This window comes from Pseudomonas sp. LB3P81 (assembly GCF_054897965.1).
In genome coordinates, this window is sequence record NZ_JBUBVG010000001.1 from 2,619,691 (window position 1) to 2,646,038 (window position 26,348).

Annotated in this window: 24 protein-coding genes and 2 pseudogenes; 14 read left to right on the forward strand and 12 right to left on the reverse strand. The window is 60.9% G+C overall.

What is annotated here, in order from left to right; genetic code table 11:
* Positions 1–126 precede the first annotated feature (126 nt).
* Both ACYZTL_RS12165 and ACYZTL_RS12170 read left to right on the forward strand, forming a co-directional pair.
* Entirely contained in the window at positions 127–1,092 is a 966-nt protein-coding gene (locus ACYZTL_RS12165) for a 2-oxoglutarate and iron-dependent oxygenase domain-containing protein (protein WP_461951990.1), read from the forward strand.
* 81 nt (positions 1,093–1,173) lie between these two features.
* Positions 1,174–2,127: an adenosine deaminase gene (locus tag ACYZTL_RS12170; protein ID WP_461951991.1), complete on the forward strand. Its 954-nt coding sequence runs from the start codon at positions 1,174–1,176 to the stop codon at positions 2,125–2,127.
* Between the two features lie 141 nt (positions 2,128–2,268).
* Here the strand turns inward: ACYZTL_RS12170 and ACYZTL_RS12175 are convergent, their stop codons facing one another.
* A complete protein-coding gene (locus tag ACYZTL_RS12175; RefSeq protein ID WP_461951992.1) occupies positions 2,269–3,003 on the reverse strand; it encodes an ArsR/SmtB family transcription factor in 735 nt (244 codons plus the stop codon).
* A 315-nt stretch (positions 3,004–3,318) separates the two neighbouring features.
* Positions 3,319–4,248, reverse strand: coding sequence for a LysR family transcriptional regulator (locus ACYZTL_RS12180; protein ID WP_461951993.1), 930 nt, complete (start codon positions 4,246–4,248; stop codon positions 3,319–3,321).
* A gap of 118 nt (positions 4,249–4,366) precedes the next feature.
* Between ACYZTL_RS12180 and ACYZTL_RS12185 the strand changes: the two genes are divergently transcribed.
* From ACYZTL_RS12185 to ACYZTL_RS12195, 3 genes are all read left to right on the forward strand, one after another.
* Positions 4,367–4,660, forward strand: a complete 294-nt coding sequence (locus tag ACYZTL_RS12185; RefSeq protein ID WP_461951994.1) for a putative quinol monooxygenase — start codon at positions 4,367–4,369, stop codon at positions 4,658–4,660.
* Between the two features lie 33 nt (positions 4,661–4,693).
* Positions 4,694–5,707, forward strand: coding sequence for a zinc-binding alcohol dehydrogenase family protein (locus ACYZTL_RS12190; RefSeq protein WP_461951995.1), 1,014 nt, complete (start codon positions 4,694–4,696; stop codon positions 5,705–5,707).
* A gap of 135 nt (positions 5,708–5,842) precedes the next feature.
* Positions 5,843–6,013, forward strand: a complete 171-nt coding sequence (locus tag ACYZTL_RS12195; RefSeq protein WP_461951996.1) for a hypothetical protein — start codon at positions 5,843–5,845, stop codon at positions 6,011–6,013.
* A gap of 8 nt (positions 6,014–6,021) precedes the next feature.
* On the opposite strand, the gene ACYZTL_RS12200 is transcribed toward ACYZTL_RS12195, so the two are convergent.
* The gene (locus tag ACYZTL_RS12200) at positions 6,022–7,218 is read right to left on the reverse strand and encodes a multidrug effflux MFS transporter (RefSeq protein WP_461951997.1); all 1,197 of its coding nucleotides are present in this window, start codon (positions 7,216–7,218) and stop codon (positions 6,022–6,024) included.
* A 231-nt stretch (positions 7,219–7,449) separates the two neighbouring features.
* Positions 7,450–7,647, reverse strand: a complete 198-nt coding sequence (locus tag ACYZTL_RS12205) for a cation transporter (protein WP_461951998.1) — start codon at positions 7,645–7,647, stop codon at positions 7,450–7,452.
* Positions 7,648–7,794: 147 nt separating this feature from the next.
* Here ACYZTL_RS12205 and ACYZTL_RS12210 point away from each other — a divergent pair, with 147 nt between their 5' ends.
* Positions 7,795–8,178: a hypothetical protein gene (locus ACYZTL_RS12210; protein ID WP_461951999.1), complete on the forward strand. Its 384-nt coding sequence runs from the start codon at positions 7,795–7,797 to the stop codon at positions 8,176–8,178.
* A gap of 67 nt (positions 8,179–8,245) precedes the next feature.
* Here the strand turns inward: ACYZTL_RS12210 and ACYZTL_RS12215 are convergent, their stop codons facing one another.
* Together ACYZTL_RS12215 and ACYZTL_RS12220 are read right to left on the reverse strand one after the other, a co-directional pair.
* A complete protein-coding gene (locus ACYZTL_RS12215; protein WP_461950135.1) occupies positions 8,246–9,040 on the reverse strand; it encodes an IS3 family transposase in 795 nt (264 codons plus the stop codon).
* A 35-nt stretch (positions 9,041–9,075) separates the two neighbouring features.
* Complete coding sequence (locus tag ACYZTL_RS12220) at positions 9,076–9,372, reverse strand: transposase (RefSeq protein ID WP_461951414.1); 297 nt, start codon at positions 9,370–9,372, stop codon at positions 9,076–9,078.
* Between the two features lie 194 nt (positions 9,373–9,566).
* Here ACYZTL_RS12220 and ACYZTL_RS12225 point away from each other — a divergent pair, with 194 nt between their 5' ends.
* Both ACYZTL_RS12225 and cueR read left to right on the forward strand, forming a co-directional pair.
* Positions 9,567–11,960 (forward strand): heavy metal translocating P-type ATPase, encoded by a 2,394-nt coding sequence (locus ACYZTL_RS12225; protein ID WP_461952000.1) that lies wholly within the window; start codon positions 9,567–9,569, stop codon positions 11,958–11,960.
* Positions 11,957–12,370: a Cu(I)-responsive transcriptional regulator gene (gene cueR, locus ACYZTL_RS12230; protein ID WP_461952001.1), complete on the forward strand. Its 414-nt coding sequence runs from the start codon at positions 11,957–11,959 to the stop codon at positions 12,368–12,370. The genes ACYZTL_RS12225 and cueR overlap by 4 nt, the downstream gene beginning before the upstream one ends.
* On the opposite strand, the gene ACYZTL_RS12235 is transcribed toward cueR, so the two are convergent.
* Both ACYZTL_RS12235 and ACYZTL_RS12240 read right to left on the reverse strand, forming a co-directional pair.
* Positions 12,324–13,541 (reverse strand): MFS transporter, encoded by a 1,218-nt coding sequence (locus ACYZTL_RS12235; protein WP_461952002.1) that lies wholly within the window; start codon positions 13,539–13,541, stop codon positions 12,324–12,326. The two genes, cueR and ACYZTL_RS12235, sit on opposite strands and share 47 nt — an antisense overlap.
* A 169-nt stretch (positions 13,542–13,710) precedes the next feature.
* Complete coding sequence (locus tag ACYZTL_RS12240; protein WP_461952003.1) at positions 13,711–14,604, reverse strand: PA4780 family RIO1-like protein kinase; 894 nt, start codon at positions 14,602–14,604, stop codon at positions 13,711–13,713.
* 445 nt (positions 14,605–15,049) lie between these two features.
* On the opposite strand from ACYZTL_RS12240, the pseudogene ACYZTL_RS12245 reads away from it, so the two are divergent.
* Together ACYZTL_RS12245 and ACYZTL_RS12250 are read left to right on the forward strand one after the other, a co-directional pair.
* Positions 15,050–16,138: pseudogene (locus tag ACYZTL_RS12245) on the forward strand (cache domain-containing protein); the annotation flags it as partial.
* 129 nt (positions 16,139–16,267) lie between these two features.
* Positions 16,268–16,996, forward strand: a complete 729-nt coding sequence (locus ACYZTL_RS12250; RefSeq protein ID WP_461954297.1) for a methyl-accepting chemotaxis protein — start codon at positions 16,268–16,270, stop codon at positions 16,994–16,996.
* Positions 16,997–17,145: 149 nt separating this feature from the next.
* Here ACYZTL_RS12250 and ACYZTL_RS12255 read toward each other — a convergent pair whose 3' ends face one another.
* A complete protein-coding gene (locus tag ACYZTL_RS12255; protein WP_461952004.1) occupies positions 17,146–17,937 on the reverse strand; it encodes an AraC family transcriptional regulator in 792 nt (263 codons plus the stop codon).
* A 112-nt stretch (positions 17,938–18,049) separates the two neighbouring features.
* Positions 18,050–19,327, reverse strand: a complete 1,278-nt coding sequence (locus ACYZTL_RS12260) for an acetyl-CoA C-acetyltransferase (RefSeq protein WP_461952005.1) — start codon at positions 19,325–19,327, stop codon at positions 18,050–18,052.
* A 335-nt stretch (positions 19,328–19,662) separates the two neighbouring features.
* On the opposite strand from ACYZTL_RS12260, the gene ACYZTL_RS12265 reads away from it, so the two are divergent.
* The 4 genes and pseudogenes from ACYZTL_RS12265 to ACYZTL_RS12280 all read left to right on the forward strand — a co-directional run bounded on the left by ACYZTL_RS12265 (position 19,663) and on the right by ACYZTL_RS12280 (position 24,918).
* The gene (locus ACYZTL_RS12265) at positions 19,663–21,015 is read left to right on the forward strand and encodes a 3-oxoacyl-ACP reductase (RefSeq protein ID WP_461952006.1); all 1,353 of its coding nucleotides are present in this window, start codon (positions 19,663–19,665) and stop codon (positions 21,013–21,015) included.
* 2 nt (positions 21,016–21,017) lie between these two features.
* Positions 21,018–21,869 (forward strand): MaoC family dehydratase, encoded by an 852-nt coding sequence (locus ACYZTL_RS12270; protein ID WP_461952007.1) that lies wholly within the window; start codon positions 21,018–21,020, stop codon positions 21,867–21,869.
* A 152-nt stretch (positions 21,870–22,021) separates the two neighbouring features.
* Positions 22,022–22,177: pseudogene (locus ACYZTL_RS12275) on the forward strand (pilus assembly protein); the annotation flags it as partial.
* The gene (locus ACYZTL_RS12280; protein WP_461952008.1) at positions 22,174–24,918 is read left to right on the forward strand and encodes a PAS domain-containing sensor histidine kinase; all 2,745 of its coding nucleotides are present in this window, start codon (positions 22,174–22,176) and stop codon (positions 24,916–24,918) included. The pseudogene ACYZTL_RS12275 and the gene ACYZTL_RS12280, both read left to right, overlap by 4 nt.
* Positions 24,919–25,112: 194 nt before the next feature.
* On the opposite strand, the gene ACYZTL_RS12285 is transcribed toward ACYZTL_RS12280, so the two are convergent.
* A complete protein-coding gene (locus tag ACYZTL_RS12285) occupies positions 25,113–25,670 on the reverse strand; it encodes a DUF4136 domain-containing protein (protein ID WP_461952009.1) in 558 nt (185 codons plus the stop codon).
* Between the two features lie 54 nt (positions 25,671–25,724).
* Positions 25,725–26,339, reverse strand: coding sequence for a DUF4136 domain-containing protein (locus ACYZTL_RS12290; protein ID WP_461952010.1), 615 nt, complete (start codon positions 26,337–26,339; stop codon positions 25,725–25,727).
* Positions 26,340–26,348 lie beyond the last annotated feature (9 nt).

Below are 26,348 nucleotides of genomic sequence, written 5' to 3' on the forward strand. Positions count from 1 at the left end.
AACACAACCCCTTGTAGGAGCGAGCTTGCTCGCGATGGTGTGTCAGTCAGCACTCATGTATCTGACCCACTATCGCGAGCAAGCTCGCTCCTACAGAGGATCAACGCGTCTTCATCAGGAAGCACGATGAACAGCCTTCCCATCATCGACATCGCCCCGCTGTACACCGACGACCAAACCGCCTGGCAAACCGTCGCTACGCAAATCGACCACGCCTGCCGCGAGTGGGGGTTTTTCTACATCAAGGGCCATCCGATTTCCGTCGAACGCATCGACGCCGTGCTCGACCAAGCCCAACGTTTCTTCGCCCTGCCCACCACTGAAAAACTCAAGATCGACATCACCCAGACCCAACACCATCGCGGCTACGGCGCCATCGCCACCGAACAACTCGACCCGAGCAAACCCAGCGACCTGAAAGAAACCTTCGACATGGGCCTGCACCTGCCGGCCGAACACCCTGAAGTGCTCGCGGAAAAACCGTTGCGCGGTCCCAACCGTCATCCGTCGATGCCCGGCTGGGAAGCGTTGATGGAGCAGCATTACATCGACATGCAGGCTCTGGCCCAAACCCTGTTGCGCGCGATGACGATGACGCTGAACATCGAGCGCGACTTCTTCGACAAGCGCTTCAAAGACCCGGTCAGCGTGTTGCGAATGATCCACTATCCGCCGCGCCATACCGCCAGTTCCGAAGAGCAACAAGGCGCCGGCGCGCATACCGATTACGGCTGCATCACGTTGTTGTATCAAGACTCCGCGGGTGGTTTGCAAGTACGCAACGTGCAAGGCGAATGGATCGAAGCACCGCCGATCGAAGGCACGTTCGTGGTTAACCTCGGCGACATGATGGCGCGCTGGAGCAACGACCGTTACCGCTCGACGCCGCACCGGGTGATCAGCCCGCTGGGCGTCGATCGATATTCGATGCCGTTCTTCGCCGAGCCGCATCCCGACACGCGCATCGAATGCCTGCCCGGTTGCCAGGATGCATTGCACCCGGCGAAATACCCGGCTACCACCTGCGCCAGGTTCCTGCTTTCACGCTTTTCCGATACGTATGCTTATCGGCGGGAACAGGATGAGATTTGATGAACCGCTTGGTCAGGTTTTACCAATTGTTGCAGCGAGCATCTGTAGAATGCCGTCATTGCACCTGATGAGATTTCAACAATGTACGATTGGCTGAACGCCCTGCCCAAGGCAGAACTGCACCTGCACCTCGAGGGTTCGCTGGAGCCCGAGCTGCTGTTCGCCCTGGCCGAACGCAACAGGATCGCCCTGCCGTGGAGCGATGTCGAAACCCTGCGCAAGGCGTACGCCTTCAACAACCTGCAAGAGTTTCTCGACCTGTATTACCAGGGCGCCGATGTGCTGCGCACCTCCCAGGATTTCTACGACCTGACCTGGGCGTACCTGTTGCGCTGCAAGGCGCAGAACGTGATTCACACCGAACCGTTCTTCGACCCGCAGACCCACACCGACCGTGGCATCCCGTTCGAAGTGGTGCTCAACGGCATCGCCGCCGCGTTGAAGGACGGCGAGCAGCAACTGGGCATCACCAGCGGTTTGATCCTGAGCTTCCTGCGTCACTTGAGCGAAGAAGAAGCGCAGAAGACCCTCGACCAGGCGCTGCCGTTCCGCGATGCGTTTGTGGCCGTCGGCCTGGACAGTTCGGAAATGGGTCACCCGCCGAGCAAGTTCCAGCGAGTGTTTGATCGTGCCCGTCACGAAGGCTTCCTGACCGTCGCCCACGCCGGTGAAGAAGGCCCGCCGGAGTACATCTGGGAAGCCCTCGACCTGCTGAAAATCCAGCGCATCGACCATGGCGTGCGCGCCATCGAAGACGAGCGCCTGATGCAGCGGATCATTGACGAGCAGATTCCGTTGACCGTGTGCCCGTTGTCCAACACCAAGCTCTGCGTGTTCGATCACATGTCCCAGCACAACATTCTCGACATGCTTGAACGTGGCGTGAAAGTCACCGTGAACTCGGATGACCCGGCGTACTTCGGCGGGTATGTGACCGAGAACTTCCACGCGCTGTACACCGATCTGGGCATGACCCAGGATCAGGCCAAGCGGTTGGCGCAGAACAGCCTGGATGCCAGGTTGGTAAAACCGTAAGCCACACCGCAATAACACTGTGGGAGCGGGCTTGCTCGCGAAGGCGGAGTGTCAGTCAACATAAATATCGACTGACACTCCGCCTTCGCGAGCAAGCCCGCTCCCACATTGGACAGTGCTCTCCATCTCCCTACGATGTGTCTACAACGCCATTTCCAGCTCGGTCTCCTTGGCGAACCGGTGGATTTCGCGCTGCCCCGTCGCGGTAACGTGCAAGGCTCGCGAATCGTTCGGCAAGCTCAGCCAGCCGGACTGCATGAACAATTGCAGCAACGCCGCGCCCAGTGAACCGCCCATGTGCGGACGTCTTTCGCTCCAGTCGGGACAGGCACAGGCGGCTCGGCTGGTGCTCTGCGCCAGCGCCTGGACGAAAACCCCGCGTGTCGCCAGTTGCGTGGCACCCTTGTGCGTGATCGACACCCTATGATCGAACTGTTCGATCCAGCCCGCATCCAGCAAGCGCTGGTAAAGATCGGCGGCCAGCGTGCCGCCTAAATGATCGTCGCAGAGCCGGGCGCGCAACAAGGACGAAGGCGCGGCCTGAGGTTTGGGGATGGGGGCGGTGCGTTTGAAAATATCGGGAATGTCCCGAGGTGTGCTGGCGATCGTCGCACTGGCCAGCGCTTCTATCGCGGCCCCGACTTCGGGGGCGGCCAGCCGGAAGAATCGCTTGCGGCCGCGGGTTTCGACTTTCAACAGACCTCCGGCGGACAATCGCCCCAGGTGTGCACTGGCCGAAGACGGCGACAGGCGGGCCAGCAATGCCAGCTCTTCGGTCTGCCGCGCAGCGCCGTCCATCAAGGCCCACATCATTGCGCTGCGCTTTGGGTCAGCCAGCAACGTGGCGATCTGGCTGATGCAAGGTGCATGTTCCATGTATTCACTCCCTGTTGAATCGTTTCGTCTACTGCTCGGAGACATCTTGACCAGTAATGTGTCGTCGGCCAAGGCGTGGAAACCGCCATAACCCGGGCAAAGCCATCCACTCACACAAGCCATTGCTTCGATGCCCCTGCAAAGGTCGGGATTGACCGTGAAGCCTGACCGGTTCGAACGCGGACTCGCTATGGCGAGATCGACGGTGCGTACATGAGGCGGGCGCTAGTATAAGCGCGTTGACCGTCGGTTCCTGCCCCCCGGAAACCATTGGTGGTGATTGATCCTGAGGGAAATTTCGCTATTTGCCTGCGACTAATGATCGACACCCGCCAACCCGGGAAATTGACTGCCTAATGCAGTACATCGGCTGGCAAGCATTTCCCGCAAAAGGTTCACCGGCTTACTCAATTGTGCGCGATGGGCGCACAGCAAATTCAGCGGTGCGCGCTCACAGAGCAGCTCCGGCATCAGCACTTTCAGGCGACCGGCCAACACATCGGCGGCGACATCGAGCCAGGACTTGTAGGCGATCCCGGCGCCCGCCACGGCCCACAAGCGCACCACATCGGCATCGTCACTGAAGCGATCACCGCTGACGGTCAGACTGACTTCGCGTTTGCCGTCGTGAAAACTCCAGTGGTCGTGAACCCGGCTGCCCAGCATGAACAGCAGGCAATTGTGCTGCGCCAGTTGCTCCAGTTGCCGTGGCTCGCCATGCCGGGCCAGGTAGCTCGGGGCGGCACACAGCACGCGGCGGTTGTGCGGGGCGATGGGCAGCGCCACCAGGCTCGAGTCTTCCGGCTCACCGTAGCGCAGGGCAATGTCCACCGGTTGGCGGAACAGGTCGGCGATGCGGTCGCCCAGCAGCAAGCGCACCGTGAGTTTCGGGTGTTCACGCTGGAACTCGTCCAGCCAGGGCAGCAGCAGGTTGCGACCGAAATCCGAAGGTGCCGACAACTGCAACACCCCGCTGACCTGGTCCTGACCGCTGGCCAACAAACGGCGGCCCTCGTCGAGGTTGCTCAGGGCGGCCCGGGCGTACTCGAGAAATCCTTCGCCCTCGGCGGTCAGGCGCAGGCTGCGTGTGGAACGGGCGAGTAACCGGGCGCCGAGTTGATGTTCGATGCGCTTCAACGCCGCACTGGCCACCGCCGCCGACATGTCCATACCCCGCGCCGCCGCTGACAGGCTACCCAGGTCCGCCGCCCGGACGAACAACTGCAAGTCATCGAAACGCAGCATTTTCAGCCTCGATTATCAAAAAAATATTGAAAGAGACTGCTCTTTTAGCGGGTTTTATCTTGCAGAGAAATAGCCAATCATCTGTTGCATCGAAATCATCCCGCTCCCGGAGTCGACCATGTCCCAGCCTTTTACCGCCATTGCCAGCCTGATCGCCAAAGCCGGCCAACAGGACGCGCTCGAACAACACCTGCGCGCACTGCTGGAGCCGACCCGCGCCGAGGCCGGTTGTGGTCAATACGACCTGCATCAGGACCTCGCCAATCCGCTGGCCTTCTACATGATTGAACAATGGAGCAGCGACGAAGCGCTGCAAGCCCATGACGCCAGCGCGCACATCCAGAACTTTCGCGCCAAGGCCGGCGACTTTCTCGAGCATTTTGAACTCAAGCGTCTGCGCTCCGTCGCCTGACCTCCTTCGTCTATTACCGTTCGGAAATCCCTTATGAAAGCCATTGCCTACTACGCCTCGTTGCCGATCAGCGACGAGAAATCCCTGCAAGACATCGAACTGCCGGAACCGGTCGCCGGCCCGCGTGATCTGCTGGTGGAAGTCAAAGCCATCTCGGTCAACCCGGTCGACACCAAGGTCCGCCAGAACGTCCAGCCGGAAGACGGCGCGGCCAAAGTGCTGGGCTGGGACGTGGCAGGTGTGGTCAAGGCCGTCGGCAGCGAAGTGACGTTGTTCAAGACCGGCGACAAGGTGTTTTATGCCGGTTCCATTGCCCGCGCCGGCGGCAACAGCGAGCTGCACGTGGTGGACGAGCGGATCGTCGGCCATATGCCGAACACCCTCGGTTTTGCCGAAGCGGCCGCGCTGCCGTTGACCGCCATCACCGCGTGGGAATTGCTTTTCGAACGCCTGCAAGTGCGCGAAGGCAACACCAATGAAGGCCAGAGCCTGCTGATCGTCGGTGCGGCCGGTGGTGTCGGTTCAATCCTGACGCAACTGGCCAGGCAACTCACCGGGTTGAAAGTCATCGGCACCGCTTCCCGTGCGCAAACCCAGAGCTGGGTGCGTGAGCTGGGCGCCGACCTGGTGATCGATCACAGCCAACCGCTGAGCGAAGAACTGAAACGCGCAGGCGTCGCGCAGGTGACCCACGTCGCCAGCCTGACCCAGACCGATCAACACCTCGATCAACTGATCGAGGCCTTGGCACCACAAGGCAAACTCGCGCTGATCGATGATCCGAAAGTGCTAGACGTGACCAAGCTCAAACGCAAGAGCCTGTCGCTGCACTGGGAGTTCATGTACACCCGCTCGCTATTCGAAACGGCGGACATGATCGAACAACATAAATTGCTCAACCGCGTGGCCGAACTGATCGACGCCGGAACACTGAAAACCACGGTGGGCGAGCATTTCGGAACCATCAACGCGGCGAATTTGCGGCGTGCGCATGCGTTGCTGGAGAGCGGCAAGTCCAAGGGCAAGATTGTGCTGGAAGGTTTCTGAAACACATTGATACAAGTGTCGTCCGCAAGGGACGACACCGTCAGTCCGAAGGTTGACCGTTGTCATAATTACGATCGTATTCGGGTCTACAATCCAGAGCTCTGCGATGCAATCTTTTAACCGAGGAGGTCAGCAATGAAGATCCTGATAAAAGAATTGGCAAAAACCCAGTGGCTGGTCCGCCTGGACCAACACACGGTGACGTTCCGTAGCGAAGCCGAAGCTCGCGCTTTCACCCGGACCCTTGAAGCACGATTGCTCGCCCCTCATCAGATTCCCGCCCAGCAGCAGCGCGCTGCCGGCTGAGACTTTTCTCATGCCTGGGCTTGCGCCAACGCCCGGGCATTTTGCAAGCGCCGGGTGAGCATCGCCACGCTCACCACCAGAATTCCGCACAGGCCGATGACCATGGCCATCGGCACGGCGCTGCCGTCGTACAAAATACCCACCAGCGACGCAGCCCCGGCGGCGACGCTGAATTGCAGGCATCCGAGCATCGCCGACGCACTTCCGGCACGGGCGCCCTGCCCGCTCATGGCACAGGCCGAAGCGTTGGGGAGGATGCAGCCGAGGCTGGCGATGCAGATGAACAGCGGAATCAGCAGCGGCCACAACTGCTCGGTGTGCAGCGAACTGACGGCCAGCAGCGTCAGACCGGCCGCCAGGTAAATCCACACGGTACGCGCCAGCAGAAACGCGGGGCCACGCTTCGCCAGTAGCCGCGCGTTGACCTGCGCCACCAGAATGAAACCCGCCGCATTGGTGCCGAACAACCAGCCGAAATGCTCGGCCGGTACGCCGTAGAGCTTGATGAAAACGAATGGCGAGCCGGCGATGTAGGCAAACATCCCGGCGATGGCGATGCCACCGGTGAGCGCGTGGCCGAGGTACACCGGGTCCGACAACAGGCGACCGTACTGACGCAGCGCGCCCGACAGCGGTTGACGTGGCACATGCGCGGGCATGCTTTCCGGCAATCCAAGCGCCACGGCCAACCCCGCCAATGCACTGAAACCGGTCAGCGCCAGGAAGATCGACTGCCAGCCCGTGGTGTTGACCAGCAACCCGCCGAGCATCGGCGCGAGAATCGGCGCCAGGCCCATGACCAGCATCAGCTGGGAAAAGACTTTGGCCGAACCCACCGCATCGCATTTGTCACTGACGATCGCCCGGGAAATCACCATCCCCGCGCAACCGCCCAGCGCCTGGACAAAACGCGCGCCGAGCAGCCATTCAAGGTTCGGCGCATAGGCACACGCCAAAGAAGCGGCGGTGAACAGACCGACGCCCGTCAGCAACGGAACGCGCCGGCCAAACCGATCCGCCACTGGGCCGTACATCAGCTGACCAATGGACAAACCCAAAAAATACGCCGCCAGTGTCAGTTGAACGTGTTGTTCATCGGTGCCGAACGCCAGCGCCATGGCCGGGAACGCCGGCAAATAAAAATCAATCGCCAGCGGGCCAAAAGCGCTGAGGGCGCCAAGAATCAAAATGGTACGGAAGTTCATCGGGCATCCAGTGGGACTGAGGTCGGCAGCCCGACAGTCTAGCTGCGCAAGGACGCCTTGAACATTCCGATAGCTCGCTAACTATTAAAAACCTGGATGAATGCAAATCCCTGTGGGAGCGGCGGTGCGACGATTCGACTTGCTCGCGAATGCGGTGGGTCAGTGACATAAATTTCGACTGAAACACCGCATTCGCGAGCAAGCCCGCTCCCACAGGGATTTGCGTGTGCCTCAGGCTACTTTTACTTCGTAGCCTTCTTCGCTGATCGCGGCCATCACTTGATCCACCGTCAACGCACTCTCGACGCCGACTTCCCTTGCCGCCAGATCAACCCGCACGCTGGCCGCGGGATCCTTCGCTTGCAGCGCTTGAGTGATGGCTTTGACACAGTGACCGCAGGACATGCCTTGAACGTTGAACACCTGCATGGAATGACTCCTTTAGTGAGATTGGGAGCAGTCTCGAGCTTGCCACCATGGCAAGGTCAAGTTCTGAAGTGATCTGCCGGGCTGGCAATCGGCGTCGCGCTCGGCCAAGCTGCGTGCATTAATGACTCGACCTCAGGAGATTCAGCCATGCGCTGGTCAGCTCTCAGCCTGTTTGGCTTCCTCAGCCTTTTCGCCGCCGTGCCCTCGGTCAATGCTGCCGGGGAGGATTACGGCGTGCTGATCATTTCCCGCGAGCGTCTGGAAGTGTCGACCAACTGCGAAATCGGCGTGTACCTCCAGGATCAACTGTCGGCGCGACTGTTTCAGGAGCAAAGCACTTCGTTCAACCTGCCGCCGGGCAATGTTTCCCTGCGCCTGAAACTGCTGCCGAGTCAGGCGCCGGGCTGCAATCCGGGGATGCTGGCGCCGGGGTCGCAGACCATCACGCTCAAGGCCGGGGATGTGTTGAAGTTCCGGATTGCGATGACGCAGGAAGGGATGTATCTGAAGCCTACGGCCCTCGATTATTGAGTCGCCTTTAAAAGATCGCAGCCTTCGGTGTAGTGGTTCAGTTTTTTTGCACCACTCCGTAGGAGCATTAAGCCGCCTGCTGCTCAAACAGCGCAGGCGGCAAGTTGTTCGAGGCTGAGTGGCAACGGCGATGGTTGTAGTGCGAGATGAAATCCATCACATCCTTCTCCGCTTCGAAATGATTCTGGTATCCGTTTTCCGGCATCCAATCGTGCTTCAACGTCCTGAAGTAGCGCTCGACTACTGCGTTATCCCAGCAGTTACCTCGACGACTCATGCTCTGAACGATCCGGTTTTCTGCCAAGCACTCAACAAAGCGATCGGCGGTGTATTGGCAGCCCTGATCAGAGTGAAATAGCAGTTCAGGCATCGGACGGCGTAGTGCTACCGCAAGCTTCAGTGCCTTCATAGACAGCTCGGCATCCGCTGTTCGTGAGCAAGCCCATCCCACAATCCTGCGCGAAAACAGGTCCATCACCACTGCCAGGTACAGCCAGCCATGTCCCACTCTGATGTAGGTGATATCACCTGCCCAAAGCGTGTCTGACCGGGCTGGATTGAAACGACGATCAAGTATGTTCGGTGCAACGACAGCTGGCTTCGTGGCCCGGCGATAGTGCGCATAACGTGGCCTGCGCCGCTGTAGGTCAAAGGTCTTGATCAAGGTACGCATTCGATAACGCCCTATAAAAACTCCCTCTTTCCTCAACTCCTTGGATAGCCCGCGAGTACCCAATGCTTCTCGATGCTGCTTATGCAACGCACGAAGTTTACTCCCCAGATCTCCCAAAACTGGTCGCTGCCGCACGGCTTTACGTTTCACGTAATAGCTGCTGCGGGCCAAGCCGAACAAGACACACATACGCCGAATCGACATTGCCCCTCTGATGCCATCAATCACTTGGTTCGACCGAACAGAACCTTTAGATGAGAGGGCAATTGCTTTTTTAGCACTTGGTTCTCGGCTTCAAGTAGCGCCAGTTTCGCCTGGAGCGACTCAATCAGCTCCTGATCCTGTAGGCGAGGAGCTTGCACAATTCCTTCCTGCTCCCGGCGCCAGCGTGAAACCCAGCGGCGTAACGCTGTTGGCCCCACACCTGTAGCCTCACAGGCTTTAGGTATGGAGTAATTCATCTCCACAACCAAGCGAATGGCTTCCGCTTTTTCCTCAGAGGTAACAACCCGATATCCCATGATGCTTCCTTAAATCGACGCTCCTACATCATGGTCCAAAAACGTTCGACCACCACACGGCAGCTCCTACATGTGTACGCATGGTCCTGTAGGAGCTGCCGAAGGCTGCGATCTTTTGATCTGAAACATGGCGCTTGACCTTGCCAACATGGCAAGGTTGATCCTGTAGGAATCTTCTACAGGGAGCGTGACCGATGTCCGAATCCACCACTTTCGATCTGCCGATTGCCGGCATGACCTGCGCCAGTTGCGCCGGGCGTGTCGAGCGTGCCTTGAAAAAAGTCATCGGCGCCTCCGCCGTCAGCGTCAATCTGGCCACCGAGCAGGCTCGGGTTCAGGCGCCCAGCGACAGCCTGCCGGCGTTGATGGACGCGGTGCAGCAAGCCGGTTACAGCGTGCCGCAGCAGAGTCTGGAATTGAGCATCGACGGCATGACCTGCGCGTCCTGCGTCGGTCGGGTCGAACGGGCGCTGGGCAAAGTGCCGGGGGTCAAGAGCGTCAGCGTCAACCTGGCCAACGAACGTGCCCACCTCGAACTGCTCGGGCAAATCGATCCGCAAACCCTGATCGGCGCAGTGACCAAGGCGGGTTACAACGCCAGTGTCCGGGAAATCGAGCACCCACAAACCGACACTCAACAACAGCGTCTGCACCGTGAACGCAGGGCTTTGATCCTGGCGATCACCCTCGCCTTGCCGCTGGTGTTGCCGATGCTGCTGCAACCGTTCGGCGTGCACTGGATGCTCCCGGCGTGGGCGCAATTCGCGCTGGCCACGCCAGTGCAATTCATCTTCGGTGCCCGCTTTTATGTGGCCGCATGGAAAGCAGTGCGCGCCGGCGCTGGAAACATGGACCTGCTGGTTGCCCTGGGCACCAGCGCCGGTTATGGCTTGAGCCTCTACGAATGGGCCACTGCCGCCGGGCGCATGCCGCACCTGTATTTCGAAGCCTCTGCCGTCGTGATTGCGCTGGTGCTGTTGGGCAAGTACCTCGAAAGCCGCGCCAAACGCCAGACCGCCAGCGCCATCCGCGCCCTCGAAGCGCTGCGCCCGGAGCGGGCCATTCAAGTGATCGACGGCCGTGAACAGGACGTCGCCATCAGCGCCTTGCGCCTCAATGATCTGGTGCTGGTCAAACCCGGTGAACGATTTCCCGTGGACGGCGAAGTGGTCGAAGGCCAGAGCCACGCCGACGAAGCGCTGATCAGCGGCGAGAGCCTGCCCGTGCCGAAACAGCCCGGCGACAAGGTCACCGGCGGCGCAATCAATGGTGAAGGCCGGTTGCTGGTTCGCACCCAGGCCTTGGGCGCGGAAACGGTGTTGGCGCGAATCATCCGTCTGGTGGAAGACGCGCAAGCCGCAAAAGCGCCGATCCAGAAACTGGTGGATAAAGTCAGCCAGGTATTTGTGCCAACGGTTCTGCTGATTGCATTGGCGACCCTGATCGGTTGGTGGCTGTACGGTGCACCGATGGAAACGGCGCTGATCAACGCCGTCGCGGTATTGGTGATCGCTTGCCCTTGCGCTCTCGGACTCGCAACGCCAACAGCGATCATGGCCGGCACCGGTGTGGCGGCGCGCTACGGCATTCTGATCAAGGACGCCGAGGCACTGGAGCGTGCCCATGAAGTCAGCGCCGTGGTCTTCGACAAAACCGGCACGCTGACTTCGGGTGCGCCGCGCATCGCCCATTTGAGTGCCATCGACGGTGATGAAACCGCCTTGCTGAAATTGGCCGGTGCCCTGCAACGCGGCAGTGAACACCCACTGGCCAAGGCGGTTCTGGACGCTTGTGCCGAACGCGGGTTGACCGTGGCGGATGTCAGCGACAGTCGATCGCTGACCGGCCGAGGCATCGCGGGCACGCTCGAGGGGCGGCGATTGGCGTTGGGCAATCGGCGCTTGTTGGAAGAGAGCGGATTAAGCGCCGGTCCTTTGGCTGACTCGGCAACCGCATGGGAAACCGAAGGTCGCACCCTGTCCTGGCTGATCGAGCAACGTCCGCAACCGACCGTTCTGGGCCTGTTCGCCTTCGGTGACACCCTCAAACCCGGCGCGCTGCAAGCGGTGCAACAACTCAGCGCCCGCAGCATCAGCAGCCATCTGCTGACCGGCGATAATCGCGGCAGCGCCAAAGTGGTCGCCGAGGCGCTCGGCATCAAGGATGTCCACGCCGAAGTGCTGCCGGCCGACAAAGCCGCCACCGTCGCCGAACTGAAGAAAACCGGCGTGGTGGCGATGGTCGGCGACGGCATCAACGACGCCCCGGCCCTCGCCGCCGCGGACATCGGCATCGCCATGGGCGGCGGCACCGACGTCGCCATGCACGCGGCCGGGATCACCCTGATGCGCGGCGATCCACGACTGGTGCCGGCAGCGCTGGAGATCAGCCGCAAGACCTACGCAAAGATTCGTCAGAACCTGTTCTGGGCCTTCGTCTATAACCTGATCGGCATTCCGTTGGCCGCGTTCGGTTTCCTCAACCCGGTGCTGGCCGGCGCGGCCATGGCGTTGTCGAGCGTCAGCGTGGTGAGCAATGCGCTACTGTTGAAAACCTGGAAACCCAAGGATCTGGAGGACAACCGATGAACATCGGCCAAGCAGCCCGCCAAAGTGGCCTGAGCGCGAAGATGATCCGTTATTACGAGACCATCGGTTTGCTCAAGGCGGCCCATCGCACCGACAGCGGTTATCGTGTGTACGGCGATGACGACTTGCACACGCTGGCGTTTATCAAGCGTTCGCGGGACCTGGGGTTTTCACTGGAAGAGGTCGGCAAACTGCTGACCCTTTGGCAGGACCGTCAGCGCGCCAGTGCCGACGTGAAGGCGCTGGCTCGTCAGCACATCGACGAGCTGAACCAGAAAATCCGCGAACTCGGCCAGTTGCGCGACACGCTGCAGGATCTGGTTGAGCACTGCCACGGCGATCACCGTCCGGACTGCCCGATCCTCAAAAATCTTGAGTCGGGTTGCTGCGCCGACCCCGCTCGCCCCTGATCGCCAAACCCTTCACCACCAGCAACGTAGTGAGGGGAATGCCGTGGAACAACAGCACCACCGCGCCGGGCGCCCACCATGCGTAGAACGGCGCGGCGATCAGCATGCCGACACCGAACCCGGTCATCTGCAACAACGTCAGAAAGCTGAAAATCGGCAGGCGCAGGCTGTCCGGCTCCCGTTGCAGACGCGACATCAGGCCGACTTCAGAGAAGCCGTCGCCCAGCCCTGCCGGCAGTGAGAACAGCAGCAAACCGTAGAGGGTCTGTTGCTGGAACATCAGGATGAAACCGCAGGACATCAGCAGCACACCGAAGAAAAACCGCCGCTCCAGGTTCACGTTGTCCGAGCCTTTCAGGCGGCTGGCGATCCGCGCGCCAATGAGTTTTCCACTGGCCCACACCGCCAGCATCAGGCCCAGCGTGGTGCTGGCCGATTCCGGTGTCAGCAGTTTTGAAATGATCGGCAAACCCACGTTGTGTGCGGCGCTGCCCAAGGTATCGGCCATCGCGACCGCGAGCATCGCCGCCACCACCGGCGTAGTACGCAGACCCTGGCGCAGGGCTGACCATTCGCCTCGTTCGTGATCGGGCTCGGCGCTGCGTGTCGGTCCGGCAAACCGCAGCGGCAGAATGAACAACGCGGCCAGCAGGTAGGTGATCACGTTCAGCGCGAAGACCGTTTCAAAACCAAACGCTGCCACCAACAACCCGGCCACCAGACTTCCGCCGACCATTGCTGCGGACGATGCCGAAGTGATCCAGGCGTTGGTCTTGAGCAGTTGATCGCCCTCAATCAGATGCGGCAACTGGCTGTTGAGGCCGATGGCGAACATTGAGTTGCCGAAGCCAAGACCGAAGGCAATGACCGGTAGCAGTAGCGCTTGTTGGGTAACCGGCAACACCAGCAGCAGCCCCAGCAATACTGCGCGCAGCAGGTCGAAGGCAATCAGCGGCAGACGCCCGGCCCAGCGGTGATAAAACGTCGTACCGATGAGGCTGGCAAAAATCCCTCCGCCCACACGGCTGGCGAGGAAGATGCCGACACTCATGGCGCTGTCGCTGAGCAGGTAGACGTAGGTGGCCAGGGCGACCATGTTGAGAAAGGCGCCAAAGTCCGAGATCAGACGGGCGGCAATGATCAGCTGGGCGTTGCGGGTGGAGGTGTTCACATTCAGTCCTGTAGGAGCTGCCGAAGGCTGCGATCTTTTGATCTTTCTGTTGTTCTTCAGTGTGTCCACCGCCTTCAAAGATCAAAAGATCGCAGCCTTCGGCAGCTCCTACAAATGAGGTGAGCGTTTCATAAAAAACCCGGCCGAAGCCGGGTTTTTCGTCAACCGATCACTGCATCCAGGGTGGGGGCGGTTCTTCGGTTTTGCTCGGTGGCGCGTCATCTGCCGCGCGGATCGCTTGCTTGCGCTCTTCATCGAGGCGTGCGGCCTCGATTTCGCGCATGATCCCGCCGACGTCGGCCAACTCTTCCGGTTCGTCGAACTCGCCGGTCAAGACACTGGCCGGGTGCAAGGTGCCGGCTTCGTACAACGCCCACATTTCCTTGGCGTATCGGGTCTTTTTCAGCTCCGGGGCAAACCGTCCGAAGTAGGACGCCATGTTGCCCACATCCCGCTCCAGCATGCTGAACGCGTGGTTGTTGCCCGCCGCGTCCACCGCTTGTGGCAAGTCGATGATAACCGGGCCGGTCGGGGTCAACAGTACGTTGAACTCGGACAGGTCACCGTGCACCAGACCGGTACACAACATCAGCACGATCTGCGAAATCAGGAACGCGTGATATTCACGCGCCTGATCCGGCTCCAGCACCACGTCGTTCAGGCGCGGCGCGGCATCGCCGTACTCGTCGGCCACCAGTTCCATCAACAGCACGCCTTCAAGGAAGTCGTAAGGCTGAGGGACCCGAACACCTGCGCCGGCCAGACGGAACAACGCCGCCACTTCGGCGTTCTGCCAGGCGTCTTCGGTTTCTTTCTTGCCGAACTTGGAGCCTTTGGCCATCGCACGGGCCTGACGGCTGTTGCGCACCTTGCGGCCTTCCTGATACTCGGCCGCCTGACGGAAACTGCGTTTATTCGCCTCCTTGTAGACCTTCGCGCAACGTAACTGGTTGCCGCAGCGCACCACATAAACAGCTGCTTCTTTACCACTCATGAGTGGGCGCAGCACCTCGTCGACCAGACCGTCCTCGATCAGGGGTTCAATGCGTTTTGGAGTCTTCATCAGCTTTTATGGTGGGTCCTTTATTACCAAACACGCGAAAGTCATTCGTTATACGGCAATCCACTCGTTCGGGGGAGGGGTTGCCGACCTATGAACGTTGCGGATGCACACAATGTGCCGAAAAAACCCGGCAAATCTGCCGATGTTCATCGGCCGCCAAGGATCATAGCCGAGCCGGCAGCACTTGTTGGAGAAGGGATGCGAGGGGATTTGCGACAGAATCCGACATACCGGTCCATACCCTTCGCAGGATTTTTTCCAACAACCCTCAATTTCCTCCTCCGGCAGCCGAAGTCATCAGTACCAAAGTGAATTGTCCGACAATCTTTCCGACAAAAGACGATGGCGCACCCAAGGGATCGGGTTCAACAAAACCATTTACGGCTGCCAATAATTCCGCGAGTCATCTGCACTGCGTGGGCCAACAAGAAAATCTGGAGCGCGGATGAACATCAAACAGAAGTTGACGTGGGCGTTTGCAATCATCGCCTGCTTGCCCGTGGTGCTGGTCGCTACCCTCGTTGTGCTGAACTTGCGCAGTGATGCCAAGGACAATTTCGTCGACGGCAGTGGCCGCGAGATTCGCCAGGTCAGCAATGCCATGCAGCTGTTTTTTGACGGCATCAGCCAAAACGTCGAATACCTGGCGAACCAGCCGCTGATCAAAAACTCCGACGACAGCCTCAAGACCTACATGAGCGCCAACGCCGAGAGCATTCCCCAGGGCGAGCCGGACAAAAAAGTTTTCGAGCTCCTCCAGAACCTGGGCAACAGTCACCCGTCCTACGCCTATGCCATCCTCGGCACCGCCGCGGGCGGTTATGTGTCGTGGCCCGACGATGCGAAGCTGAACAACTACGACCCGCGCCAGCGCCCGTGGTACAAGGCCGCGCAGGCCAAGCCGGGCAAGCCGTTCCGCACCGAGGCGTACTACTGGGCTCAGGACGATGCGACCTACGTCAGCACCGTGCGCACCATCGACAACAAACTGGGGACCAACGGCGGCGTGGTCAGCATCGACGTGACGCTCAAGCAGCTCACCGAAATCGTCAAACAGATCAAACTGGGTGACACCGGCTACCTGATGCTGCTGGAAAACACCGGCACCGTGCTGGTCGATCCGAAGCAACCGGAGCACAACTTCAAGGCGCTGAGCAGCCTTGGCGAAGGCTACGCGCAACTGGCCAAGGCCGGTAAAGGGCTGGTGGAAGTCGAACTGAACGGCGAGCGTTACATGGCCAACGTCTGGCCGTCGGAGCAGTTGGGCTGGACCTTTGTCGGCCTGATCAAACAGAGCGACGTGATGAGCTCGGCCACGCAGTTGACCTGGCTGATCGCGATTATCGCCGCCGTGCTGGCCGTGCTCTTCGCCGTGGTCGGCGCCAGTTTCGCCAGCGTTATCGTGCGACCGATCCGCAGTGTGGCCAGCGGTCTGGAAGGCATCGCCCAGGGTGAAGGCGACCTGACCCAAAACCTGCAAATCCGTGGCAACGACGAAACCGCGCAACTGGCCAACTGGTTCAACCAGTTCCTGACGGCGATTCGCAACCTGATTCAAAACATCGGCGGGGCCTCGACGAAAATCCACGCCACCTCCAAGAGCTCGACCCAAGTCTCCAGCGACATGGCTGAAGCGGCCGGGCGTCAGCGTGAAGCTGTGGACATGGTCTCCACCGCGTTCCACGAAATGGTCGCCACCGCCAACGAAGTTGCGCGCTCCTGCAGCCAGGCCGCCGAATCGGCCGACAGTGGCCAGCGTCAGGCACGTGAAGGTCAGCAGCAGATTGATGCGGCGGTGACCAGCGTCGATCGCCTGAGCCAGGAAATCGAACAGTCGGCGCAGTCAATGCAACAGCTGGAACGCGACAGCAATGACATTCAATCGATTCTCGGGACCATCCGTTCCATCGCCGAACAGACCAACCTGCTGGCGCTGAACGCTGCCATCGAGGCTGCACGGGCCGGTGAACAAGGTCGCGGTTTTGCGGTGGTGGCGGACGAAGTGCGGGCGCTGGCCAAACGCACGGCCGATTCCACGGCGGAAATCGACGGTCTGCTTGGCAACCTCGCCAAGCGCACCAGCCAGGTGACTCAGCAGATGCATGCGAGCCTGGAAGTGTCCCAGCAGTCGGTGACCCGCATCGGTGAGGCGCGCAGCAGCTTCGGGCAGATTCGTGAATCGGTGGACGTGATCCGCGACATGAACACCCAGATCGCCACGGCGGCGGAACAACAGCACCAGGTGGCGGAAGACATCAACCGGCACATCAGCCAGATCCATGGCGATGCGCAGTTGGTGGCGGAACTGGCGAACTCGGCGCGGCTGGATTCCCAGAGCCTGGCAGGGTTGTCGAATGAGCTGGACGTGTTGGTTCGCCGTTTCAGAACCTGATCAAAAGCGCTTATACCTGTGGCGAGGGAGCTTGCTCCCGTTCGGCTTCGAAGCAGTCGTAAATTGGAAAATGCGGACCATCTGATACACCGCGTGGACTGAATTGGGACCGCTTCGCGCTCCAGCGGGAGCAAGCTCCCTCGCCACAATTAGTGCCGAAACAACTCTCCCGGCGTAAACCTGAACAACCCTTTGAACGCCGCAATAAACGCCGACGTCGAGTCATATCCACAAGACAACGCGGCATTCGTCACGCTGTCCCCCTCCTCCAGCAAACTCAACGACGACAGCAGTCGCATCCGCTGCCGCCAGCCGCGGAAACTCAACCCGGTTTCACGCTGGAACAGGCGCATCAGGGTTTTCTCCGACGTGCCCAATCGCTGCGCCCATTCCTGCAAGGTCACGTTCCGCTCCGGATTTTCGATCAGCTCGTTGCACAGGCCCAGCAAGCGCTCATGACGCGGCAACGGCAGCGAGAAACCGACTTCGGGCAGATTTGCCAACTGGTCCAGCAGCACACTCACCAGCCGTGCTTCCGGGCTGTCGCCCTGTGGATATTCCACGGGCAGCAGGCAAAAGCTCTTGATCAACTCCCGGGCCAGTGGCGTTACCTCCAGCACACGACACCGGTCGTCCGCCCACGGGCAATCTTCGCGGCGCACATAGAGACTGCGCATCTCGGCGCGCATTGAGGTCACGACCTGATGTTCGAAATACGCCGGAATCCAGATCCCCCACTGCGGTGGCGCAAAGAAACTGCCTTCGGCGGTGTGCACGCCGAGAACGCCGCTGATGGCGTAGGAAAATTGCACCCAGTCATGGCGGTGAGACGGCGTCCACGAACCGGCGTTGAGGCTTTCTGCCCGCGCATACAGTGGGCGCGGCAGCACGGTCAGGGCCGGAATCGTCCGCTCGAGGGATTGTTGTCCGTTAGTCGGCATTGACTGGCCTTGTGTCGCAAGATGGCTGATGAGGCGACGTTAGGTCATGTCACTGATCTATTCAATATCGGTGATCCCCTTCGCGAGCAAGCCCGCTCCCACAGGTTTCGATTTAACGCTCGACTATTGCGATGACGCCTTGCCCGCCCGCCGCGCAAATCGAGATCAGCCCTCGGCCCTTTCCGGCTGCGTCCAGCAGCTTGGCCAAACTGGCCACAATGCGTCCACCGGTGGCCGCAAACGGATGCCCCGCCGCCAGTGAACTGCCTTTGACGTTGAGCCGGCCGCGGTCGATGGAGCCCAGTGGCGCGTCGAGGCCGAGGCGGGTTTTGCAGTACTCCGGGTCTTCCCAGGCCTTCAAGGTGCAGAGCACTTGGGCGGCGAACGCTTCGTGGATTTCGTAGTAATCGAAATCCTGCAAGCTCAGGCCATTGCGCGCCAGCAGACGCGGCACCGCGTAGACCGGCGCCATCAACAGCCCTTCGGCACCGTTGACGAAATCCACCGCCGCCGCCTCGCCATCGCGCAAATACGCAAGGATCGGCAAGCCGCGTTCCTTCGCCCATTCTTCACTGCCCAACAGCACCAGCGACGCACCGTCGGTGAGCGGTGTCGAGTTGCCGGCAGTCAGGGTGCCTTTGGCGCTTTTCTCGAAGGCGGGTTTGAGCGAGGCGAGTTTTTCCAGGGTCAGGTCCGGACGCAGGTTGTTGTCGCGGGTCAGGCCGAGGAACGGCGTCATCAGGTCGTTGTGCCAGCCTTCGGAATACGACGCCGCCATTTTCTGATGACTCTCCAGCGCCAATTGATCCTGCTCCGCGCGCGGAATGTTCCAGGTCTGCGCCATCAACTCGCAGTGCTCGCCCATCGACAGGCCGGTGCGTGGCTCGCCGTTGCGGGGAAATTCCGGTACGAGATGACCCGGTCGCAGTTGCAGAAACGTTTTCAGTTTATCGGCGGTGGTCTTGGCGCGATTGGCCTGCAAGAGGATTTTGCGCAGGCCTTCGTTGATGCCGATCGGCGCGTCGGACGTGGTGTCGACGCCACCAGCGATGCCGCACTCGATCTGGCCCAGGGCGATTTTGTTCGCCACCAGCAACGCCGCTTCCAGGCCGGTGCCGCAGGCCTGCTGAATGTCATACGCCGGTGTGGTCGGCGACAGCCGCGAGCCGAGTACGCATTCGCGGGTCAGGTTGAAGTCCCGGGAATGCTTGAGCACCGCGCCCGCCGCCACTTCGCCCATGCGCAAACCGTGCAGGTTAAAACGCTCGATCAGGCCTTCGAGCGCGGCGGTGAGCATCGCCTGGTTACTCGCGGTGGCGTACGGTCCGTTGGAGCGGGCGAAGGGAATCCGGTTACCGCCGATGATCGCGACGCGGCGCAGCTGGGTCATGAAAAGCTCCTTTAAAAACTCCAAAGTAAAAACCGAACCCTGTGGGAGCGGGCTTGTGGCGAGGGGATTTATCCCCGTTGGGTGGCGAAGCCGCCCCGAAAATCGGCTACATCGGTGTGTCAGGTAAATTGTGTGCGCGGGTTTTACGACTGCTATGCAGTCGAACGGGGATAAATCCCCTCGCCACAAGCTCGCTCCCACAGAGTCTGCATTCCACTGAAAGTCTTGCTACAACCTACCCTGCAATGTCCAAGCGTAGGCCTTCTCTCGTGAATCGAACGACTGATTGCCATTCGTGGTCCACACTTTGAATCCCAGCTGCTGGAGCGCGTTCCATGTCTGACCGCTATATCGACTTCGCCAATTCGTCCATCGGCCATCGTCTGGTCAGGACCCTGGGTCTGCCGACGCCGGTACGGCTGGAACGCTGGCAAGCGGGCCGGCTGCGCCCGGTCGAAGGGGCGCTGCTGATCGGCGGCGGACCGCTGGCGGAAAAAGTCGGTGCCTTCGCCAATCGCCTGACCGATGCGATCTACAGCTACGGCAGCGAACCTTCGATCGCCACAGCATGGATTCCCGGCCACGGACCCAAACTGAAAGCCGTGGTGTTTGACGCCAGTGATCTGGTGCAAACCGATCAGCTCAAACAGCTGCGTGAGTTCTTTCAGCCGCTGATAAAAAACCTCGATCACTGTGCGCACCTGGTGATTCTCGGGCGCGCGCCGCAGACCTTGAGCGATCCGTTCGCTGCCAGCGCGCAACGCGCCATCGAAGGTTTCAGCCGTTCGCTGGCCAAGGAACTGCGCAGCGGCGGCACCTTGCAATTGATCCATGTCGGCGAGGGCGCCGAGGATCAACTGGAAGGTCCGCTGCGGTTTTTTCTTTCGCCAAAAAGTGCATTCGTGTCCGGGCAAGTGATCCGTTTGAACGCCTGCGACACGCCGGTGACGGACTGGACTCGCCCGCTGTCGGGGCGCAAGGCACTGGTCACCGGCGCGGCGCGCGGCATCGGGGCATCAATCGCCGAAACCCTGGCCCGGGACGGTGCCGAGGTGATTCTGCTCGATGTGCCACCGGCCAAAACCGATCTCGATGCCCTTGCCGCACGCCTTGGCGGGCGCAGCATTACCCTGGATATTTGCGCGGAAGACGCCGCCACGCAGTTGGTCGAACAGCTGCCTGACGGGGTCGACATCGTGGTGCACAACGCCGGCATCACGCGGGATAAAACCCTGGCCAACATGACCCCCGAGTTCTGGGACGCGGTGCTCGCGGTCAATCTCAATGCGCCACAAGTGCTGACCAAGGCTCTGCTCGACAGCGGCACCTTGCAGGATAACGGCCGGGTGATTCTGCTGGCGTCCATCAGCGGCATCGCCGGCAATCGCGGGCAAACCAATTACGCGGCGAGCAAGGCCGGATTGATCGGCCTCGCCCAGGCCTGGGCGCCACTGCTCAATGAGCGCGGCATCAGCATCAACGCGGTGGCGCCGGGGTTCATCGAGACGCAAATGACCGCGCACATTCCGTTCGGTTTGCGTGAAGCGGGCCGGCGCATGAGCTCGCTGGGTCAGGGCGGCTTGCCGCAGGACGTCGCCGAAGCGGTGGCCTGGCTGGCACAACCCGGCACCGGCGCGTTCACCGGGCAAGCGCTGCGGGTCTGTGGACAAAGTGTTTTGGGGGCTTAGGGATGATTACCGATTGGCACACACTCAACCGCGAACCGAGCCTGCCTGGGTTGTATGTGCAGGCCGCGACGCGACGCAAGATCACCGGCACCACGCTGCCCGATTCGGGTTTGCGTTGCTGGGTCAATGTCGATCCAAAACGATTGGCAGCCTACCGCGATGTCTGCGGGTTTGCCGACAACGGTTTACTGCCGCCGACTTATCCACACATCCTCGCGTTTGCGTTGCAGATGCAATTGCTGACCGCCAAGGATTTTCCGTTTCCGCTGCTGGGGCTGATTCACCTGAGCAACCGCATTCGTGTCTTCAGGCCCATGGGCGGCGTGAATAGCGTGCGGGTCAGTGTGCAGGTGCAGAACCTGCAACCTCACGCCAAGGGTGCGACATTCGATCTGGTGACGACGCTCGACGATCAGTTGGGGCCATTGTGGGAAGCAGAAAGCCAGATGCTCTGTCGCGGGGTCAAACTCGAAGGCGAACCGGTCGAGGAAGTGCTGAGCTCGACGTTGCCGCTGACTGAAGTCACCCGCTGGAAAGCGCCGGCGGACATTGGCCGGCAGTACGCCAAAGTGTCGGGGGATTACAACCCGATTCACCTGAGTGCGGTGAGCGCCAGACTCTTCGGCTTCCCGACCGCCATTGCCCATGGGTTGTGGAACAAGGCGCGGACACTCGCGGCGCTAAGCGACCACTTACCGACCGCCAACGTCGAGATTGCCGTGCAATTTCGAAAACCGGTGCGGTTGCCTGGCGAGGTGACGTTGCTCGCCAGTGCGGCGGGTTCCAGTGGGGATTTTCAGCTGGGTGCCGGGGATCTGGAGCATATGGTCGGGCATTGGCGACCGGTTGCCTGAGCGTTCGGCATCAGCCAGATCAGCAGGACAAAGCTCTGCCTCCGGTAAAAAACGTCCGTTTTGGCTGAATGATTCTATGCTGACAATACATAGTGATGGTCAGGGTAGACGCACTCATGAAAACAAACCTCCCCCGCAAGCGAAAAAGTGCCGTGGTCACCACGCAGCGGAGCCGGCATTTGGCCTGGATTCCCGCCGCACTGAATTTCAATGTCGCCACCGACGCCAGCACCACTTCCGTGGGCTGGATATTGAAGGTCCCCAATCTGCCGGCGACCCTCATCGCCCGTTCGAGCGTGCAACTTTGAGTTCCGGGGACAAGCTGTTCGGGCGTCTGCTCAACCGCCATCCACCACCGCCACTGGAAACTCCCAGCGTCCGGAGTATGCCAGGCGTCGGTTTGCAGATGCGTCTGGACGCCGAAGGCCGGGTGACTCATCTGGCCGGCCCACTACGCCATCGCCTGGCCCAGCAGATACCCACCGCACAAGCGCCGCTTCTACTCGATTTCCTGATGCCTCACAGCGCCCTCACCGTCGAAGGCACGCCGGCCGACTGGCAAAGACAAAGTCTGGATCTGGACTTTTACAGCCTCAGCGGGCAACCCCTGCACCTGCGCGGCTGGGTGCAGCCGTTGGCCGATGCCTGGCTGTTGCAGTTGCTGGACATCGGCGACTTGTTGTACGACCGCCGGCAAGCGCGCAGCCGCGAACTCTGCCAGTTGCTCGCGACACAAGTCGGCGACCAGTTGCGCCGGTGCAGCCTGGTGCGCCTGCCCGACGTACTGGTGGAACAACTGCAACATCTGGCGCAGCGTTTTCAAATTCCGTGCATGGCCGTGGCGTTGCTTGATGAACAGGAAGACGGCTGGCAGATCCACCAACATTACGCGGCCTTCGATGCCCCCCGACTGTGGCAAAACGGTCAACGCCTAGGCACCGGGCTCGACAGTTTGAACGGCTCCGCCCCGCAGCATTTGACCCTCGGCGAGCACCCGCGCCTGCACAGCATCTTCGGTAATGCCGAAGGGTTCGCGGTGCCTTACCACGATGCTCAAGGCGTGGTCGCGTGGTTGCTCTGTGGTTTTTACGCCGTGCAGAAACGCGCACCCGACGTTGGTGAACGCGATTGGTTGCAGCTCGCCGCGGCGCTCGCCGGGCCGCTGCTGGAGCGCTTGCGCGAGCATCAGCACCATTTGCAACTGGAGCGCCTGGAATCGCTGCAAGCCCTGCTCGGCACCGGATGGTGGGAAGTCTTCAGCGACAGTGCCGAGGTGCAGTTGGCGTCGTCGCTGGCCAGCACCCTGAACCTGCCCCGCACACGCATGCCCCAGCACGACTGGCTTGAGCAGATCCATCCCGCCGACCGCGAAGGGCTGCGCAGTCGCCTGCAAGACTTGCAGGGCGACGGCACACCTTTACTGCTCTGCGTGCGCCTGCGTCACCCCGACACGCCGACCTGGTATCGCCTGCAAGGCCAAGCTATGGGCGCAGGCAAAGAGCGGCGGTTGGTGGGCTTCATGCTCGACATCAGCGACATCAAAAACCAGCAACAGAACGCCGCGGCGGCCCTTGCTCGACTGAACAACCTGATCGCCAGCTCACCGGCGGTGATCTACGTGCAGCGCTATGTCGGAGGCACGCTGCTGCCGACTTTCTTCAGCGACAGCCTGTTGCCGCTGCTGGGCTGGACCCTCGCCGATTGCACCGCGGGGGCACTGGCGGAACGGGTTCACCCCGAGGACCGCGACCGCTATTTCGAGCGCACCCGGCAACTGCTCCACAAAGGCTCGGTGCGTGTGCGCTATCGGCTGCGCAACAGTCGCGGCGATTATCGCTGGCTGCTTGACGAGGTCAGGCTTCTGCGCGACGAGCTCGGCCTGCCGGTCGAAGCCGTTGGTCTGTGGCTGGACGTGACCGAAGCGACTCTGGCCGCCGAACAGGTCAGGCAAAGCGAAGAACGCTATCGGATTCTGGTCGAGGACTCCCCGGCGATGATCTGCCGTTATCGCCCGGACCTGACCCTCACCTTCGGCAACCGAGCGCTGGCGACGTATCTGGAGTGCAAGCCCGAGCACCTGCCGGGGATGAATCTGGGTAGCTGGATGTCGCACGAGCAGCGTGAATCCTTTCTCCAGCGGATCAGCCAACTGAGCCTGGAATTTCCGGTCAGCACGGCGCAGATCAACCTGCAACTGCCGGGACGGGAGCACGCGTGGTGGGTCTGGTCAGATCGCGGAGTGTTTGATGAGCAAGGCCGCTTGATCGAGATTCAGGCCGTGGGACGCGACAACACTGAGGTCCGCCGCTCTCAGCAGCAACTGGCCCAAAGCGCGAAAATGGCCACCCTCGGCGAAATGGCCACGGGCCTGGCCCATGAAATCAATCAGCCGCTGAACGTGATGCACATGGCCATCGTCAGTGTGCTCAAGCGCTTGAGCAACGGTGATGTGCAGATCGACTACCTGACCGACACACTCAACCGCATCGATGCCCAGATCCAGCGTGCGGCGCGGGTGGTGGATCACATGCGGGTGTTCGGCCGCCGCTCGGAGGTCGAGCAGCATCCGTTCAATCCGGTTGACGCCATCGAGGGCACGCTGTCGCTGCTGGCCGACGGCTTGCGGGACAAAGGTGTCGAGCTCAGGGTCAGCGAGAGCGGTTTCGAGGTGCAGGTGCGCGGTTATGTCGATCAGCTGGAACAGGTGCTGATCAACCTGATGGTCAATGCCCGGGACGCACTGCTGAGCAAGCTGGAAGCGGATCGGGATTTCAAGCCGTGGATTTCGGTGCACGCCGAGCGTGACGAGCATTCAGTGCGACTGTGGGTCGAGGACAACGGCGGCGGTATCGATCCGCGGTTGCTGGAGCGGATCTTCGAACCGTTTTTCACCACCAAGCCAGTGGGCGTGGGCACCGGGTTGGGGTTGTCGGTGAGCTATGGCATCGTCGAGAACATGGGTGGAACACTGCGCGCGAGCAACTCGGCCGAGGGCGCACGGTTCTGTATCGAGTTGCCGATTGTCGTGGGCGCTCAGAGTACCCAATAGGCTTTGCTTTTCTGTCCGCCAGCCTGACAAAAAATCCCCTGTGGGAGCTTATCTGTGGCGAGGGAGCTTGCTCCCGCTGGGCTGCGTAGCGGCCCCAAAAATCTGACAACCCTTGCCGATTTTTGTGAGTGCTACGCACTCAAGCGGGAGCAAGCTCCCTCGCCACAAATGCGCTCCTACAGGGGATGTGGTGTTTATTTGGGTGGGTAGTTGGCCAGTATCCTGCCGACCGTTTCGCGTATCGCCGTGCTGCGATCCGACGGGTTCGGCGTGCGGCTGAGGATTTGTTCGTCACTGCCGCGCCACACCAGCTTGTCGTCCTTGCCGTCGAGCATGTCGATCTGGATGATCGCCACTTTGTAGCTGATGTTGCGGGTTTCGTTGTACATCGGCCCGCCCCAGTAGCCATTCCACGGGTTACCCCAACCGCCGCCGTAGTGGGTGGTCACTTGTTGCTGACGGTCTTCGACGATCAGGTAGGTTTGCACGCTCACATCGCCCTTTTTGCCCGCAGCGGCCGGGCGCAGGCCACGCTGATCCAGCTGATCGGCCACCGATTGGCGGATGCGTTGTTCGGTCAGGTCGCTCTTGATCCGTGGGTCATCGGGGCGATATTGCAGGGCGGGGTCTTTCCAGCTCCAGCTGCGATAGGCGGCGAAGTCGCGGCTGGCGTCGAAGTCATGATTGACCTGGTTGGCGGCGCAGGCTGTCAGGAGCGCGGCCACTGCCAGTAAAGCGAGACGGCGGAACATGATGATTCTCCGGTTGAAGACATGAACCTGCGGAACGCTTCTTGATTGCAGAAGCTAACTGGGAGGATACGCCGACATGGCCTTTTCCACAGCTTCCCGAATCGCATCGGCTCGTGCACTTTGGCTGCCCTTGTTGCTGGTTTCGGCGCTCGAACTCCACACCGGTTGACCGGTGCCGGCGTCGTACAGATCCACGCGCACCACCACAACCTGTTCCGAATAAGTCCGAACGATCGGCACCGTGTTGTACATGCCATAACCGCTGCCGTAGCGGTTGTAGCCGCCATAACCGCCGCCGTAATAACCGTAGTCGTCCTGAACCTGCCGCAAGCGGGTTTCCAGATGCAAATCGGCGCTGACGAACAAGTCTGCCGGTCGATTATCATGCAGCGGCCGCAAACCGCGCTGATCGAGGGCATTGCTCACGGCTTCGGCGACTTGCGCCGAATCCGCCCAGGCCGAACCCGGAGGCAGACGCCCGTCGAGCCAGGCCCAGCTGCGGTAGCGACCGTAGTCACGCGGCGGTGCCGGGTAGGCGCTGCGATCGAAGGTGTTGGCCGCCTCAGGCGGCGCCGGCGGCAAGGGTTTGGAACTTGCCACGTACGGATTGGTGCCCTGGCAGGCGGCCAACCCGAGACAGATCACCAGTAACCCTGAACGACGTTTCATTTCGCGCTC